Below are 15,360 nucleotides of genomic sequence, written 5' to 3'. Positions count from 1 at the left end.
GTCAGTCGGTCTGCTCCGGCGGGTAGCCCGGCGGGTGGCCGAGCTGGTCGTAGAGCTGGCCTTCGCGCATGCGCCGGGCGACGTCGTGGCGCAGGTACAGCATGTAGGCCCAGACCGCCGCGAACACCGCGCCCATGATCCCGACCGCCGGGTGCACGAAGAAGCAGAGCACCATCGCGACCTGCAGGGCGAGCGCGACGCCGAGGCCCCACGGGCGGCGCTGCACGAACGCCGCCGCCAGCATCAGCACCGACAGCACCGCCACGATGGTGAAGCCGATGCTGGAGACGCCGCCGCCGAGCTTCCAGACCACCGGCAGCGCGAGCATGAACGAGATGAACTCCAGCACCAGCGTGCCCGCCATGATCCCGCGCAGGCCCTTCCACGGGTCGCGCACGCCGGGCGGTGCTTCGGGCAGGCCCTTGCCTGGTTCGGGGTTCGGCTGATCGGTCACGACGACTCCAGTGTCTTGCGGTTCGCTCACGCGGGCTCCTTGCCGAACAGGGCGCGCGCCTCGCCTGCGGTCACCACGGACCCGGTGATCACGACGCCGCCGCCGGAAACCGATTCGCCGGGCTCATCGGTCTCCTCGGCCAGCTGGATCGCGGTCTCCACCGCGTTGTCCAGCCGGGGCTCCACCACGATCCGGTCCGGGCCGAAGATGTCCTTGGCCACGCCGGCCAGCTCGTCCGGATCCATCGCCCGCGGCGAGGAGTTCGTGGTCAGCACGATCTCCTCGACCACCGGTTCCAGCTCGGCGAGGATGCCGCGCGCGTCCTTGTCGCCGAGCACTGCGACCACCGCGACCAGCTTGCGGAACGAGAACTCGGAGCTGAGCGCGTCGGCGAGGGCTCGTGCGCCGTGCGGGTTGTGGGCCGCGTCGACCAGTACCGTCGGCGCCGCGCGGACCCGCTCCAGGCGCCCGGGCGTCACGACGTTCGCGAACGCGTCGCGGACCCGCTCGACGTCGAGCTGCCGGTCGGCACCGGCACCGAAGAACGCTTCGACCGCCGCCAGCGCCAACACGGCGTTGCGCGCCTGGTGTTCTCCGTGCAGCGGCAGGAAGATCTCGTCGTACACGCCGCCCAGGCCCTGCAGCCGGAGCAGCTGGCCGCCGACGGCGACGGTCCGCGAGAGGACGCCGAACTCCTGGCCCTCACGGGCGACCGTGGCATCCACCTCGGCGGCCCGCTCCATGATCACCTTCTGCGCCTCGGCGGGCTGCGCCGCGACCACCGCGATGGAGCCGGGCTTGATGATCCCGGCCTTCTCCCCGGCGATCGAGGCCAGGTCGGTGCCGAGGTAGTCGGCGTGGTCGAGCGCGACCGGGCAGACGACCGCGATCTTCGCGTCGGCGACGTTGGTGGCGTCCCAGCTGCCGCCCAGGCCGACCTCGATCACCGCCGCCTCCACCGGGGCGTCGGCGAAGGCCGCGAACGCCATCCCGGTGAGCACCTCGAACTTGCTCATCCGGACGTCGCTGCGCGAGTCCACGATGGACACGTACGGCGCGACGTCGCGGTAGGCCTCGACGTAGCCCTCGGGGCTGATCGGCGCGCCGTCGATGCTGATGCGCTCGGTGGCCAGCTGCAGGTGCGGGCTGGTGTAGCGGCCGGTGCGCAGCCCGAGGCCGCTCAGCAGCGCGTCCGTGATGCGCGACGTCGACGACTTGCCGTTGGTGCCGGAGATGTGCACGACCGGATAGCTGTGCTGCGGATCGGCGAGCAGCTCGGTGAGCGCCCGGATCCGGTCGAGCGACGGTTCGATCTTGGTTTCCGGCCAGCGTTCGTTGAGCTCGGCCTCCACCACGCGCAGTTCCTGCAACGCGGCGGGATCGGTGCCGGACAAGTGCTCACTCCCCTGCGAACGGCGAAACGACGAGGTCAGTCTACGTCTCGCCGGTCGGCCGACCGGCGAAGACCCGCTCCGCCGGTTCCCGGTGGTGCGGGACAACCCGGGGCGAGCGGCGCTGGCCGCGGCCGAGGAGTTGCCCGCGCCCGCCGAGAACACCTACGCCTGGGTCGTCGGCGAGTCCGAGCTGGCCGCCTCACTGCGCCAGCACTGGGTCCGATCCGGCCTGCCGAAGAACAACATCATGTTCTGCGGCTACTGGCGAATGCCGTGGCCGCGCACGCGTCCCGGAAAGGCGAAAGCGGCAATTTCGCGAGAAATCGCCGCTCCTCGTGCCTGCCGGGTGGCGATTTCGCGCGAAGGCGCCACCCGGCGAGCTCGAAACCGGTCAGGCCCCCGGCAACGCGGTCAGGCGCGTGTTGATGCGGGCGATGTCGGCCTGCGCCGTCTCGCGGCGGGCCTTGATCTTGTCCACCACGTCGGCCGGGGCCTTGTCCAGGAACGCCGGGTTGTTCAGCTTCTTGTCGGTGCCCGCGAGTTCCTTCTCCGCCACGGCCAGGTCCTTGGCCAGCCGCTTGCGCTCGGCGGCCACGTCGACCGCGCCGGAGAGGTCCAGCTCCACCGACACGTTGCCGCCGGCCAACCCGACCTCGATCGACGCCGACGAGGTGAACCCGTCGGCCGGCTCGGTGACCCGGGCCAGCGCCTGCACCGCGGGCACGTGGTCCGCCAGCCCCAGCTCCGCGATGCCGCCGAGCTTGGCCGCGACCCGCTGCCCCGGCTTGAGGCCCTGGTCGGACCGGAACCGCCGGATCTCGGTGATCAGCTTCTGCGCCGCCGTGATCCGCGCCGCGGCGGCGGCGTCGGCAACCGCCCCGGACGCCTTCGGCCAGTCCGCGATCACCACGGACTCGCGGCCGGTCAACGCGGTCCACAGGGTCTCGGTGATGAACGGGATCGTCGGGTGCAGCAGCCGCAGCAGCACGTCCAGCACGTACCCGAGCACCTCGCGGGTCCGCTCCGCCCGCTCGCCGTCCAGCTGGACCTTGGACAGCTCCAGGTACCAGTCGCAGAACTCGTCCCAGGTGAAGTGGTAGAGCGCCTCGGTCGCCTTGGCGAACTGGAAGTCCTCCAGCAGCTCGTCCACATCGGACACCAGCTGGTCGACGCGGTCCAGGATCCACCGGTCCGCGTCGGTGAGCTCGCCGCGGTCGGGCAGCCGCTCCGGCACCTTCGCGCCGTTCATCATCGCGAACTTGGTGGCGTTGAACAGCTTCGTGCAGAAGCTGCGGGACGCCGCCACCCATTCCTCGCTGATCGGCGAGTCGGTGCCGGGGTTCGCGCCGCGGGCCAGGGTGAACCGCAGCGCGTCGGTGCCGTAGGTGTCCATCCACACGAGCGGATCGACGGTGTTGCCCGCGGACTTCGACATCTTCTTGCCGTGCGCGTCGCGGACCATGCCGTGCAGCGCGATGACCTTGAACGGTTCCACGCCGTCCATCGCGTAGAGGCCGAACATCATCATCCGGGCGACCCAGAAGAACAAGATGTCGTAGCCGGTGACCAGCACGCTGGTCGGGTAGAACTTCCGCAGGTCCGCGGTGTCCGCCGGCCAGCCCATCGTGGAGAACGGCCACAGGCCCGAGGAGAACCAGGTGTCCAGCACGTCCTCGTCCTGGTGCCAGCCCTCGCCCGACGGCGGCTCCTCGTCCGGCCCGACGCAGACGACCTCGCCGCCCGGCCCGTACCAGATCGGGATGCGGTGGCCCCACCACAGCTGCCGCGAGATGGCCCAGTCGTGCAGGTTGTCGACCCAGTCGAAGTAGCGCTTGGTCATCTCCGGCGGGTGCACCGCGACCCGGCCGTCGCGCACCGCGTCGCCGGCGGCCTTGGCCAGTGGGCCGACCTTGACGAACCACTGCAGCGACAGCCGCGGCTCGATCGGCTCCTTCGACCGCGAGCTGTGCCCGACGCTGTGCAGGTACGGGCGCTTCTCCGCGACGATGCGGTCCTGCTCGCGCAGCGCCTCGCGGACGGCGACGCGGGCCTCGAAGCGGTCCATGCCGTCGAACTGCGTGCCGGTGTGGGCGATCCGGCCCTGCTCGTCCATGATCGTCAGCATCGGCAGGTCGTGCCGCTTGCCGATCTCGAAGTCGTTCGGGTCGTGCGCCGGGGTGACCTTGACGGCGCCGGTGCCGAACTCCGGGTCCACGTGCTCGTCGGCGACGATCGGGATCTTGCGGCCGGTCAGCGGCAGCTCGATCTCGGTGCCGACCAGGTGCTTGTAGCGCTCGTCGCCGGGGTGGACCGCGACGGCGGTGTCGCCGAGCATCGTCTCGATCCGGGTCGTGGCGACCACGATCGCGTCGTCGCCGTCGCCGTAGCGCATGGAGACGAGCTCGCCCTCGACCTCCTTGTGCTCCACCTCGATGTCGGAGATCGCCGAGCGCATCTGCGGCGACCAGTTGACCAGTCGCTCGGCCCGGTAGATCAGCCCGTCGTCGTAGAGCTTCTTGAAGATCGTCTGCACCGCGCGGGAAAGCCCGGCGTCCATGGTGAAGCGCTCGCGGGTCCAGTCGACGCTGTCGCCGAGGCGGCGCATCTGGGACAGGATCGCCCCGCCGTGCTTCTCCTTCCACTGCCACACGCGCTCCAGGAACGCCTCGCGGCCCAGCTCGCGGTGGTCGACGCCCTCCTCGCGGAGCTGCCGCTCGACCAGCGCCTGCACCGCGATGCTCGCGTGGTCCATGCCCGGCAGCCACAGCGCCTCGTAGCCCTGCATCCGGCGGCGCCGGGTGAGGATGTCCATCAGGGTGTGCTCGAAGGCGTGCCCGATGTGCAGGCTGCCGGTGACGTTCGGCGGCGGGATGACGATCGAGAACGGCGGCTTGTCGCTGTTCGCGTCGGCGGTGAAGTATTCGGCGGCTACCCAGCGCTCGTACAGCTCGGCCTCTACGTCGGCCGGATTCCAGGTCGACGGAAGTTCACGTTGCTGAGCGTCATGGGTCTGTGTCACGCACCGGATTCTACGAGTGCCTGTTCAGCGCGTTTTCCGGGCATTGGGGTGCGCGGCGACCAGCGCGGTTGTGACTCCCCCCACCCCACCCGTGCCCGCCTGCGCGCCGTGGCGCACGCTAGGCGCATGTCGCGTGGAGCGCCCGAACAGGACATCGACGAGAACGGCCTCCGAGTCGGTCCGCCCGGCCACGCCGCGGCGGGGGTGAAGGGCGTTCTGGTCTCGCTGCAGCGCAGCTGGGAGCAGATGGGCCTGACCCGCACCGTGCGGACGTTGCCGCTGCTGAACCAGCGCGCGGGCTTCGACTGCCCCGGGTGCGCGTGGCCGGACCCGCGCGAGGCCGAGGGCGACAAGCGGAAGCTCGCCGAGTTCTGCGAGAACGGCGCGAAGGCGGTCGCCGAGGAGGCGACGACGCGGCGGGTCGGGCCGGAGTTCTTCGCCCGCCACCCGGTCGCCGAGCTCGCCGGGAAGACCGACTACTGGCTCGGCCAGCAGGGCCGGCTGACGCAGCCGATGATCCTGCGCGACGGCGACAGCCACTACCGGCCGATCGGCTGGGCCGAGGCGTTCGAGGTGATCGGGGCGGGCCTGCGCGAGCTGGCATCGCCCGACGAAGCGGCCTTCTACACCTCGGGCCGCACCAGCAACGAGGCGGCGTTCCTCTACCAGCTGCTGGTGCGCAGCTTCGGCACGAACAACCTGCCGGACTGCTCGAACATGTGCCACGAGTCGTCCGGGTCGGCGCTGACCGAGACCATCGGCATCGGCAAGGGCTCGGTGTCGCTGTCCGATGTGGAACACGCGGACCTGGTGCTGGTGGTGGGCCAGAACCCGGGCACCAACCACCCGCGGATGCTGTCGTCGCTGGAGAAGGTCAAGCAGCGCGGCGGGCGGATCATCGCCGTGAACCCGCTGCCGGAGACCGGGCTGATGCGGTTCAAGAACCCGCAGAACGTGCGCGGCGTGGTCGGCGACGGCACCCAGCTGGCCGACGAGTTCGCGCAGATCCGCATCGGCGGCGACCTGGCGCTGTTCAAGGCCCTCAACGCGCTGGTGCTCAAGGCGGGCGCGGTGGACCAGGAGTTCATCGACGCGCACGCGCACGGCTTCGACGAGTTCGCCGCCCAGGCCCGGGAGGTCGACTGGGAGGCCACCGCCGAGGCGACCGGCCTGGACCGCGAGCAGATCGAGCGGATCGCCGAGATGCTGATCTCCTCGCAGCGCACGGTGGCGTGCTGGGCGATGGGCCTGACCCAGCAGAAGCAGGGCGTCGCCACCATCCGCGAGATCGTCAACCTGCTGCTGCTGCGCGGGATGATCGGCAAGCCCGGCGCCGGGGTGTGCCCGGTGCGCGGCCACTCCAACGTGCAAGGCGACCGGACGATGGGCATCTGGGAGAAGATGCCGGAGCAGTTCCTGGCCGCCCTGGAGCGCGAGTTCGGGGTACCGGTGCCGCGGGAGCACGGCCTGGACACCGTGGACACCATCCGCGCCATGCAAGCCGGCCGGGTCAAGGCGTTCGTGGGGATGGGCGGGAACTTCGTCTCCGCGACGCCGGACACCGACGCGACCATCCGGGCGCTGCGCGGCTGCGAGCTGACGGTGCAGGTGTCCACGAAGCTCAACCGCTCGCACGTCGTCCCGGGCCGCACCGCGCTGATCCTGCCCGCGCTCGGCCGCACCGAACGCGACGCGCAGGGCACCGGTGAGCAGTTCGTGACCGTCGAGGACTCGATGTCGGTGGTGCACGCCTCGCGCGGGCGGCTCGCGCCGGCATCCGAGCACCTGCTCTCCGAGGTCGCGATCATCTGCCGGCTGGCGCGCGAACTGCTCGGCCCGGACCACCCGGTGAGCTGGGAGTCCTTCGAGCGCGATTACGACGTGATCCGGGACCACATCGCGCAGGTGGTGCCCGGCTGCGAGGACTACAACCGGCGGGTCCGCGAACCGGACGGCTTCGTGCTGCCGCACCCGCCGCGCGACAGCCGCACGTTCCCGACTGCGACGGGCAAGGCGAACTTCACGGTGAACGTCCCGGAGCCGATCCGGGTGCCCGCGGGGCGGCTGCTGCTGCAGACGATGCGCAGCCACGACCAGTACAACACCACGATCTACGGGCTCTCGGACCGCTACCGCGGCATCGAGGACGGCCGCCGCGTGGTGCTGGTCAACGGCGAGGACATCGCGGAACTCGGCTTCGCGGCGGGAGATCTGGTGAACGTGATCTCGGAGTGGGCGGCGCCGGACGGCTCGGTCGAGGAGCGCCGAGCGGAGCGCTTCCGGATCGTCGCCTACCCGACCGCCCGGGGCTGCGCGGCGGCCTACTACCCGGAAGCCAACCCGCTGGTGCCGCTGAACTCGGTGGCGGAGAAGTCCAACACGCCGGTGTCCAAGGCGGTCGTCATCCGCCTCGAACGGGCCTGATGCGGTCGTGGGTGGCCCTCCCGGCAGGAGAGCCACCCACGAGGACTAGCCGCACTGCCAGAGGAAGCGGCCCTGGCCGGTCTTCTCGTCGATGAAGGCGTAGGCGACACCCGCGTCGCCGAGGTTCATGTCGAACGGTTCGTCCGCGCTGTCCAGCTGCGCCACGAACCGCCAGGTGCCGGGTTCGTCCGGCCACTCCTCGCCCTGCAGCCAGACCGGTTCGCCCCACAGCCGGCTGCGCAGGTCGTCGTCCTCGTCGTCCACCGCGTCCGGGTCGTGCGGGGCCAGTTCCGCGTGGTGGTCCGGGCCGAACGTCGGGCCTCGGCGGATGCTGGCCACCTGGTAGAACTCCGCCGGCTCGCCGGGCTGGGCGAAGAAGGCGTTCTCGCCGGCGGTCGGGTCGTAGGTGCCGTCGACGAACTCGTCGGAACCGTCCTCGGTCATGAACAGGTAGCCGAGCCGGACTTCCTCGCCCGGCAGGCGGATCTGGCCGATGAACCGCATCGGGCGGCCGGTGTCGGCGGACAGCGGCCAGGTCGGGTCGGCCAGCCACACCGGCTGGCCGCCGAACTTCGTGATCGGTTCGGTGATCGGTTCCGACGCCTCCACGAAACGCAGGTTCTGCCGTTCGGGCGGGGTGCTGGTGGCCATCGCGTTCCTCACTGTGCGGGGTGCTCGCCGACGGTAGCGCCACCGACCGCCGGCGCGGGACCGATCACCCCGAAACCACCGCGCAGGCCGAACCGCAATTTCCATTGAAATCGAAGGTCCGATTTCAATGAGCGTTTTTCATCCTGGTCCTGGTCGGCCCGCAGCCGCGGGCCGCAAAGCCACACGTCGATGAGGTGTCGCATGCGCCGCAGGCGCATAACCCACCTACGACACTCGCACCGCCGCGGGTTCTCAGAGGCTTCCTGGCGAGGACGGCCCCTCCGCCGTGTATTGGACATACATCAGGAGGGGCACCCACAGTCCAGGGAGCCTCTGAGGTTCCGCCACCCGCACCGCCACGCAAAACGAGGTTGGAAAAACCTCAATGGAAAATGCGGCGAACGGATGCCGTGTCACAGCTGGCGGAGGGCTCCGCCGTCGACCGCCCACTCCGCGCCGGTCACCTGGGCCGCCAGCGGGGACAGGAGGTAGGCGATCACCCGGGCCACGTCGTCCGGGGTTCCCAGGCGGCCCGTCGGCAGGCCGCGGACGTCCCGGACGAAGTGCTCCACCGCCTCCTCCACCGGCAGGCCGAACCGGTCCGCCAGCTGCGCCGCGAAGCCGCCCGGCGCGTCCCACAGCCAGGTCCGGGTCGGGCCCGGCGCGACGACGTTGGAGCGCACGCCGCGCGGGCCGAACTCGATCGCCAGCGCCTTGGACACCGACAGCATCGCGGTCTTCGAGGCCGCGTAGTCGATCAGCGGCACGTCCGTCAGGCGCGCCGCCTCGCTGGTCACGTGCACCACGCTGCCCGCGCCCTGCGCCAGCATCGCGGGCAGCGCCGACCGGGTCATGCGGGTCGCCGAGTGGAAGTTCAGCTCGAAGGTCCGCTTCCACTCCTCGTCGGCGACGTCCAGGAAGCCGGTGCGCGACTGCAGCCCGCCGACGTTGTTCACCAGCCCGTCCAGGCGACCGTGCCGCTCCAGCGCGGTCGCCACGACCCGCTCGGCGGCGTCCAGGTCGGTGATGTCCGCCGCCACCGCGCTGATCCCGCTGCCGAGCGCGCAGATGCCGTGCGGTTCGCGCGCCACCCCGACCACTTTCGCGCCCTCCGCCGCCAGCAGGCGGACGGTCGCCTCGCCGATGCCCGCGGAGGCACCGGTCACCACGAAGACCTTGTCGGCCAGTTGCAGATCCATCAGGACTCCTCAGGGAATGACGCGGCGCGCGCGCAGGTCGTCGAAGATCTCCAGGAACATCGCCTCGGTGTCGACGAACTCGTGGAACCCGAACCGGCGGGCCTTCGAGCCGTCGGCGAACATGTCGTAGTCCCAGGAGAAGACGAAGTCGCCGAACGCCCAGGACGAAACCTCCTGGTACGCGTGCGGTTCCAGGCCGTGGTCGGCGACCATCTGCTGCCACAGCCCGGCCTTGTCGGCCATCACGTCGCTCAGCGACATCGGCAGCGGGTCGGCGACCTCCAGGCCGAAGTGCGCGGCGATCTTCGGCCACAGCTCCCGCCAGCGGAACAGATCGCCGTTGTTGATGTTGAACGCCTGGTTCTCGGCCCGCTCCGAGGTGGCGGCCCAGACCGTCGCCTTCGCCAGCAGGCCGGCGTCGGTCATCTCCAGCAGCGAGTCGTAGGCGCCGGGCTTGCCGGGGAACCGCAGCGGCAGGCCGAGTTCCTTCGAGATCGCCGCGTAGATCGCGATCACCATCGCCAGGTTCATCGGGTTGCCGAGCGCGAATCCGGCCACCACCGACGGGCGCAGGGCCGTCCAGGTCCAGGCCTTGCCGCGCTGGCGCTGCTCCAGGAACTGCTGCTGGGAGGCCATGAACTCGGGCGGCATCGGGCGGGCGTCGGTCTCGCGGGCCGGCGTCTTGAACGGCCCGAGGTGCGCGCCGTAGACCTTGTAGCCCTGCATGAGGCTGATGTGCCGGAGGCCGGGCGCGACGGCTTCGACCGCGTCGACGACGTTGGTCAGCATCGCCATGTTCGGCGGGACGAGTTCGGCCCAGGTCGGGCGGTCCTGGTAGGCCGCGTAGAAGACGTGCGTGACGCCGGTGAGCTCGCGCAGCTTCGCCCCGGTGTCCTCCGGGTCGAGCAGGTCGACGGCCACGTACCGGACCCGCTCGGTGTTCTCGCCGCCGCGCCGGGACAGCCCGATCACCTCCCAGTCGGGCAGCGTGGCCAGGTGCTCGACGAGGTTGCGGCCGATGACCCCGTTGGCCCCCACGACCAGGGCGACCTTGGTGTTGTGCTCCATGCCGACAACACTCGTAGCCATCGAGCCATAAGTCCAAGACTTGTTCTTTCTGCCGGTGATAAGTTCTGTTCATGCCAACGCTGCGGCAGTTCGAGTACCTGGTCACGGTGGTGGCGGAGGGGTCGTTCACCCGCGCCGCGGAGCTCCTGCACGTCACCCAGCCCGCGCTGTCGCACCAGGTGCGCGCGCTGGAGCGGGAGGTCGGCGGCCCGCTGCTGGAGCGCCTGCCGCGCGCGGTGCGGCTGACGCCGATGGGCCGCGCGATGCTGCCGCACGCCCGCGCGGCGCTCGCCGACGCCGAACGCGCCCGGCTGGCCGCCCGGCAGGCATGCGGGCTGGAGAGCGGCGAGCTGCAGCTCGCGACGGTGTACTCGATCAGCCTCGGCGTGCTGCCGCCGGTGCTGCGCGCCTGGCGCCGCGAGCACGCGGGTGTCCACATCAGACTCTTCGAGCACCGGCACACCGACGAGCTCCGCGCTGCGATGACGGCCGGGCAGGCCGATCTCGCGGTGGGGCCACCACCGTCCGATTGGGACGGTCCGGTGCACACCTTGGGTATGGAGGAGTTCGTCGTCGTGCTGCCGGCGGACGATCCGGCCGTCGACGAGGGCGCGACGCGCATCGAGCTCGGGGCGCTCGCCGACCGGGGATGGGTGCACTACAGCCCGGAGAACGGGCTCTCCGACGTGCTCGAACAGGCCTGCGCCGGCGCCGGCTTCCAGACGCGCGCCGCGATCCGCACCGAGCAGACCGCGGCGGCCCCCATGCTCGCCGCCGCCGGGCTGGGACCCGCACTGGTTCCGGCGAACATCATCCCGCCCCGCTTCGACGGCGCGCTGCTGCGCCCCGACCCGCCCGTGCACCGGACCCTGACCGCCTACACGCGCAGCGGCCCGGACCCGCTCACGTCGGCGTTCGTCGACACCCTCGCCCGCAAGGCCGCGGTCCTCCCCGACCACGTCCGCCGCCGCCTCGCACCCGTGAAAACCGGCTCCTGACCACGCGAAACCGCGCTAGCCGTTGAAGAGCTGGGTGACCTTCTGGACCAGTTCGCAGACGCCGTAGGCGAACGGCAGGCCGACCCACGCCCACGCGAGGACGAGCAGTGCTCGGCGGTTCATCGCGCACCTCCGGTGGCCGGTTCGTGGAACCTGGGATGGACCGGCCGCACCAGCTCGTTGGCCACGAACCCGACGACCAGCAGGCCGATCATGATGTACAGCGACGTCGTGTACAGGTCCGGCCCGGTGGCGCCGGCCGCCTTGCGGACGTCGGCGATCGCGTTGACGATCAGCGGCCCCAGCACCCCGGCCACCGACCACGCGGTGAGCAGCCGGCCGTGGATCGCGCCCACCTGGAGACCGCCGAACAGGTCCTTCAGATAGGCCGGCACGGTCGCGAAACCGCCGCCGTAGAACGACAGGATCAGCATCGCGCACAGCACGAACACCGGCACCCCGGTCGCGCCGAACAGCATGATGCCCAGGTACAGCAGCACCCCGCCGCCCAGGTAGAGCCGGTAGACGTTCTTGCGCCCGACGATGTCCGATGTGGACGACCAGACGAACCGCCCGGCCATGTTGGTCAGCGACAGCAGCGCGACGAAACCGGCCGCCGCGCCCGTCGCGACCGGCGTCGAGCTGTCCGCGAAGAAGCCGACGATCATCGGCGACGCCTTCTCCAGGATGCCGATCCCAGCGGTGACGTTGCAGCACAGGACCACCCACAGCAGCCAGAACTGCGGCGTGCGCATCGCGTTGCGGGCCGTCACGTTCGCCGTGGTGATCATCGGGCCGGCGATCCGCTCCGGCATCCCGGCGGGCCGCCAGTCCGGCTGCGGCACCCGGACGAGCAGCACGCCCAGCGACATGAACACCGCGTAGGCCAACCCGTGCACCAGGAACGTCAGCGCGATCCCGGAACTGCCGCTGCCGAAGGACTCCAGCATCTGCGCGGACCACGGCGAGGCGATCAGCGCGCCGCCGCCGAAACCCATGATGGCGATGCCGGTCGCCATGCCCGGCCGGTCCGGGAACCACTTGATGAGCGTCGACACCGGCGAGATGTAGCCGATGCCGAGCCCGATCCCGCCGACGAACCCGTACCCGAACACCACCAGCCAGTACTGGCCTGTCGACACCCCGAGCGAGGAGAGCAGGAACCCGGCCGAGAAGCAGGTCGCGGACACGGCCATCGCCCACCGCGGGCCGCGGCGCTCCACCAGCGTCCCGCCCAGCGCGGCGGACAGGCCGAGCATCACGATGGCCAGCTGGAACGGCAGCGCGCTGAGCGTCCCGGACAGGCCGAGGGCGTCCTCCAGCGGCGGTTTGAAGACGCTCCACGCGTAGACCTGCCCGATCGACAGGTGCACCGCGAGCGCAGCAGGCGGGACCAGCCACCTGTTCCAGTCGCGAGGTGCGACGATTCTGTTGGGGGCGAGCAGGTCTGCGACCATGGGACCTCCCCGATGCGGCGTTGATCACAGCGCGGCTGAGCATACGGTGTACAAGGCCCTCGGACGAGGACGATTTCGCCGATGCGGCCGGTAGGGAGGGCCCGATGGGACGCGTCACCGTGCGACGACCGGTGCTGAAGATCGCCGCCGACGGCAGCCGGAGCCGGCCGGACACGCTGGCCGCCGAGGAGCCGCTGGAGATCCGGGTCAACGGCGCGCCGCTCTCGGTCACCATGCGCACGCCCGGCCACGACGTCGAACTCGCGCACGGGTTCCTGCTGACGGAAGGCGTTATCCACGACAAGGCCCAGTTGTCGACGGCCCGCTACTGCGACAGCCCCGGCCCCGACGGCCGCAACACCTACAACGTGCTGGACATCCTGCTCGCCCCCGGCGTGCAGCCGCCGGACGCCTCCGTGACGCGCAACTTCTACACCACGTCGTCGTGCGGGGTGTGCGGCAAGGCCGCGCTGGACTCCGTCCGGCTCAGCACCCGGCACTCCCCCGCAGACGACCCGCTGACGCTGGACACCGACACCCTCGCCGCCCTCCCGGACCGGTTGCGGGCCGCGCAACGCGTCTTCGACACCACCGGCGGGCTCCACGCGGCAGGACTGTTCGACTCCGACGGCGGGCTGCTCGTGGCGCGCGAAGACGTCGGCAGGCACAACGCCGTCGACAAGGTCCTCGGCTGGGCCGTGCTGGAGGACCGGGTGCCGCTGACCGGCTGCGTGCTGATGGTGTCCGGCCGGGCATCGTTCGAACTCGTGCAGAAGGCCGCGATGGCCGGGGTGCCCGCGCTCGCCGCGGTGTCGGCGCCGTCGTCGCTGGCCGTGGACCTCGCGGCCGAGCAGGGCATGACGCTGATCGGGTTCCTCCGCGGCCGCACCATGAACGTCTACACCGGAACCGAACGCATCGTGACGAAGGACATCGCCTGATTCCTTCCCACTCGGTTGGTGCCGACGCACCCCGTTGGCACGATGAAAGCCGGACGGCGAAAACGGGAGGGCGCATGGGCGACGGTGAACCGCGCAGCCACATGCTCGGCAGGCGCAGCGTCCTCGCCTCCGGCGTCGCCGGGCTGGCCGCGCTGAGCATCGGGCTGACCGCCGACCTCGACACGCGCCCCGCGGTGCAGTACGTGGACGAGTCGAACGTGCTCATCGAGCAGGTGCACTCGCAGGCCCGCAACTGCCCCGTCCACCTGGTCACGATGTTCCCGAAAGGCGTTGCGCGCGAAGGGCTTCCGGTCTGCCTGATGCTGCACGGCCGGTTCGGCGACGCGCGCAAGTCCGCGGGCGGGCTGCCGACCTGGCTGTCCGACGCCGTGGCCGCGCGCCGCATCCCGCCGTTCGCGTTCCTGGCCGTGGACGGCGGCGGGAACAGCTACTGGCACCGGTGGCCGGGCGACGACCCGATGTCGATGCTGCTCGACGAGGTGCCGCGCTGGCTGGCCGAACGCCGCCTCGGCGGCCCGAGCGGCCAGCCCTTCGCGGCGGCCGGCATCTCGATGGGCGGGTTCGGGGCGCTGCTCTACGCCCGCCGCCGGCTCGAACAGGGCAATCCGCTGTCGGCCGCCGCCGTCGTCTCCCCCGCCCTGATCACCAGCTGGCGGGAGATGAGCAAGCGACGCGCCTTCGCCAACGAGGCCGAGTGGGCCGCGATGGACCCGCTCCGGCACATCGACGAGCTCGGCGACGTGCCGCTGGGCGTGTGGTGCGGCACCGAGGACCGGTTCATCGAGGGCACCCGCCGCTTCATCCGCGCGGCCCAGCCCGAGTACGCCTCGACCACCCCGGGCGGGCACAACAGCCGCTACTACCGGAAGGCCCTGCCGGAGGTCGTCGACTTCGTGGGCGGCCAGCTCGCCCGGTCGCGCAAGAAGTGAGGGCCGGTCACACCAGCCGCAGGCGGTCCTGGGACCGGCCCGCGGTGTAGGTGTCGGCGTCGAAGCGGTCGTTCAGCGGCACGGAGCCGTACAGGGCCCAGCGCAGCACCGACGGCCAGGGGCCGTAGCCCGCGTCCGTGTTGAGGTGCTCGCCGTCGAGGATCACGTCCAACTCGACCTGCAGGTCCGCGGCCAGCGCGTGCGCCCGGTACATCGACAGGTACGGGTCGCCGGTGCCCACCACGAGCCGGGTGATCCCGGCGGCGCGGCGCAGCGCCGCGGCGTCCGTGGGATAGGGCGTGATGTCCTGGGCGTCCGGGTGCTGCCAGTCCAGGGCGGGCGGAGACACCAGCAGGACCCGGTCCGCGCGCCGGTCCCGCCCGGCGATCGTCGCCGCGTGGTGCAGCCACAGCGCCACCCCGCAGGAATGCGCCGCCACGACGAGCTCGGCCTCCCGCGGCACGGCCTCCAGCCGCTCCCGCAGCACCGGCAGCCACCGGTCGAGCACCGGCCGGTCGGGATCGGGCAGGCTCGGCAGGTCCACCCGGACACCCTGGTCGCGGAGCTGCCCGGCGAGCCACTGCTGCCAGTGCCAGGGGCCGGAACCGGTCATCCCGTGAATCAGCAGGACATGCATCTCGCTCATGGCACCGTCCCCGGAATCGTTCGTCTGGTCGCAACCAATGATCATCTAACCGCGCCGGATCCGCAGCGAGTGACCACGGGTGGCGGATCAGTGCAGAACGATCCGGGAAGCGGGCGACCTCCGGCGCCCGGCAGAGCTGCTCGACACGAACCGACCAGG

Annotated in this window: 14 protein-coding genes and 1 pseudogene; 5 read left to right on the top strand and 10 right to left on the bottom strand. The window is 71.0% G+C overall.

The features are described 5' to 3' along the window. Position 1: 1 nt before the first annotated feature. Positions 2-484, bottom strand: a complete 483-nt coding sequence (locus AC07FN_RS00795; RefSeq protein WP_452612104.1) for a DUF4233 domain-containing protein — start codon at positions 482-484, stop codon at positions 2-4. Next, entirely contained in the window at positions 481-1,848 is a 1,368-nt protein-coding gene (gene folC / locus AC07FN_RS00790; RefSeq protein WP_478393733.1) for a bifunctional tetrahydrofolate synthase/dihydrofolate synthase, read from the bottom strand. The genes AC07FN_RS00795 and folC overlap by 4 nt, the downstream gene beginning before the upstream one ends. Between folC and AC07FN_RS00785 the strand changes: the two are divergent. Further along, positions 1,733-2,056 (top strand): annotated as a pseudogene (locus AC07FN_RS00785) (hypothetical protein); the annotation flags it as partial. The gene folC and the pseudogene AC07FN_RS00785 overlap by 116 nt on opposite strands. Positions 2,057-2,239: 183 nt before the next feature. Here the strand turns inward: AC07FN_RS00785 and AC07FN_RS00780 are convergent. Continuing rightward, complete coding sequence (locus tag AC07FN_RS00780; RefSeq protein ID WP_478393732.1) at positions 2,240-4,867, bottom strand: valine--tRNA ligase; 2,628 nt, start codon at positions 4,865-4,867, stop codon at positions 2,240-2,242. Between the two features lie 126 nt (positions 4,868-4,993). Between AC07FN_RS00780 and AC07FN_RS00775 the strand changes: the two genes are divergently transcribed. Beyond that, positions 4,994-7,291 carry an FdhF/YdeP family oxidoreductase gene (locus tag AC07FN_RS00775; protein ID WP_478393873.1) on the top strand — a complete coding sequence of 766 codons (2,298 nt, stop codon included), beginning with the start codon at positions 4,994-4,996 and terminating at the stop codon, positions 7,289-7,291. Between the two features lie 45 nt (positions 7,292-7,336). On the opposite strand, the gene AC07FN_RS00770 is transcribed toward AC07FN_RS00775, so the two are convergent. The 4 genes from AC07FN_RS00770 to AC07FN_RS00755 all read right to left on the bottom strand — a co-directional run bounded on the left by AC07FN_RS00770 (position 7,337) and on the right by AC07FN_RS00755 (position 10,209). Next, positions 7,337-7,942: a YwqG family protein gene (locus AC07FN_RS00770; RefSeq protein ID WP_478393731.1), complete on the bottom strand. Its 606-nt coding sequence runs from the start codon at positions 7,940-7,942 to the stop codon at positions 7,337-7,339. An 8-nt stretch (positions 7,943-7,950) separates the two neighbouring features. After that, entirely contained in the window at positions 7,951-8,160 is a 210-nt protein-coding gene (locus AC07FN_RS00765) for a hypothetical protein (protein WP_478393730.1), read from the bottom strand. Positions 8,161-8,355: 195 nt separating this feature from the next. Further along, positions 8,356-9,141 (bottom strand): SDR family NAD(P)-dependent oxidoreductase, encoded by a 786-nt coding sequence (locus tag AC07FN_RS00760; RefSeq protein ID WP_478393729.1) that lies wholly within the window; start codon positions 9,139-9,141, stop codon positions 8,356-8,358. A gap of 9 nt (positions 9,142-9,150) precedes the next feature. After that, positions 9,151-10,209, bottom strand: a complete 1,059-nt coding sequence (locus AC07FN_RS00755) for an SDR family oxidoreductase (protein ID WP_452612239.1) — start codon at positions 10,207-10,209, stop codon at positions 9,151-9,153. 71 nt (positions 10,210-10,280) lie between these two features. Between AC07FN_RS00755 and AC07FN_RS00750 the strand changes: the two genes are divergently transcribed. Continuing rightward, positions 10,281-11,207 carry a LysR family transcriptional regulator gene (locus tag AC07FN_RS00750; RefSeq protein ID WP_478393728.1) on the top strand — a complete coding sequence of 309 codons (927 nt, stop codon included), beginning with the start codon at positions 10,281-10,283 and terminating at the stop codon, positions 11,205-11,207. A 15-nt stretch (positions 11,208-11,222) separates the two neighbouring features. Here AC07FN_RS00750 and AC07FN_RS00745 read toward each other — a convergent pair whose 3' ends face one another. Both AC07FN_RS00745 and AC07FN_RS00740 read right to left on the bottom strand, forming a co-directional pair. Next, a complete protein-coding gene (locus tag AC07FN_RS00745; protein WP_478393727.1) occupies positions 11,223-11,330 on the bottom strand; it encodes an MFS transporter small subunit in 108 nt (35 codons plus the stop codon). After that, positions 11,327-12,664: an OFA family MFS transporter gene (locus AC07FN_RS00740; RefSeq protein ID WP_478393726.1), complete on the bottom strand. Its 1,338-nt coding sequence runs from the start codon at positions 12,662-12,664 to the stop codon at positions 11,327-11,329. The genes AC07FN_RS00745 and AC07FN_RS00740 overlap by 4 nt, the downstream gene beginning before the upstream one ends. A 104-nt stretch (positions 12,665-12,768) precedes the next feature. Here AC07FN_RS00740 and fdhD point away from each other — a divergent pair, with 104 nt between their 5' ends. Together fdhD and AC07FN_RS00730 are read left to right on the top strand one after the other, a co-directional pair. Next, on the top strand, positions 12,769-13,605 hold the full coding sequence (fdhD, locus tag AC07FN_RS00735; protein WP_478393725.1) for a formate dehydrogenase accessory sulfurtransferase FdhD: 837 nt from the start codon (positions 12,769-12,771) through the stop codon (positions 13,603-13,605). Between the two features lie 74 nt (positions 13,606-13,679). Continuing rightward, positions 13,680-14,555 carry an alpha/beta hydrolase gene (locus AC07FN_RS00730; protein WP_478393724.1) on the top strand — a complete coding sequence of 292 codons (876 nt, stop codon included), beginning with the start codon at positions 13,680-13,682 and terminating at the stop codon, positions 14,553-14,555. Between the two features lie 7 nt (positions 14,556-14,562). Here AC07FN_RS00730 and AC07FN_RS00725 read toward each other — a convergent pair whose 3' ends face one another. Further along, positions 14,563-15,201 (bottom strand): RBBP9/YdeN family alpha/beta hydrolase, encoded by a 639-nt coding sequence (locus AC07FN_RS00725; RefSeq protein ID WP_478393723.1) that lies wholly within the window; start codon positions 15,199-15,201, stop codon positions 14,563-14,565. Positions 15,202-15,360: the final 159 nt, after the last annotated feature.

It is taken from the genome of Saccharopolyspora sp. NPDC045941 (assembly GCF_056431445.1).
The sequence above is the reverse complement of the archived record's forward strand: the minus strand, read 5'-3'. Positions and strand labels throughout refer to the sequence as shown.

Bases quoted from the DNA above. Each gene is read 5' to 3' on its own strand.
- AC07FN_RS00775 (WP_478393873.1), top strand. From the start codon at position 4,994: ATGTCGCGTGGAGCGCCCGAACAGGACATCGACGAGAACGGCCTCCGA.
- AC07FN_RS00770 (WP_478393731.1), bottom strand. From the start codon at position 7,942: ATGGCCACCAGCACCCCGCCCGAACGGCAGAACCTGCGTTTCGTGGAG.
- AC07FN_RS00765 (WP_478393730.1), bottom strand. From the start codon at position 8,160: ATGCGCCTGCGGCGCATGCGACACCTCATCGACGTGTGGCTTTGCGGC.
- AC07FN_RS00760 (WP_478393729.1), bottom strand. From the start codon at position 9,141: ATGGATCTGCAACTGGCCGACAAGGTCTTCGTGGTGACCGGTGCCTCC.
- AC07FN_RS00755 (WP_452612239.1), bottom strand. From the start codon at position 10,209: ATGGAGCACAACACCAAGGTCGCCCTGGTCGTGGGGGCCAACGGGGTC.
- AC07FN_RS00750 (WP_478393728.1), top strand. From the start codon at position 10,281: ATGCCAACGCTGCGGCAGTTCGAGTACCTGGTCACGGTGGTGGCGGAG.
- AC07FN_RS00745 (WP_478393727.1), bottom strand. From the start codon at position 11,330: ATGAACCGCCGAGCACTGCTCGTCCTCGCGTGGGCGTGGGTCGGCCTG.
- AC07FN_RS00740 (WP_478393726.1), bottom strand. From the start codon at position 12,664: ATGGTCGCAGACCTGCTCGCCCCCAACAGAATCGTCGCACCTCGCGAC.
- fdhD (WP_478393725.1), top strand. From the start codon at position 12,769: ATGGGACGCGTCACCGTGCGACGACCGGTGCTGAAGATCGCCGCCGAC.
- AC07FN_RS00730 (WP_478393724.1), top strand. From the start codon at position 13,680: ATGGGCGACGGTGAACCGCGCAGCCACATGCTCGGCAGGCGCAGCGTC.
- AC07FN_RS00725 (WP_478393723.1), bottom strand. From the start codon at position 15,201: ATGAGCGAGATGCATGTCCTGCTGATTCACGGGATGACCGGTTCCGGC.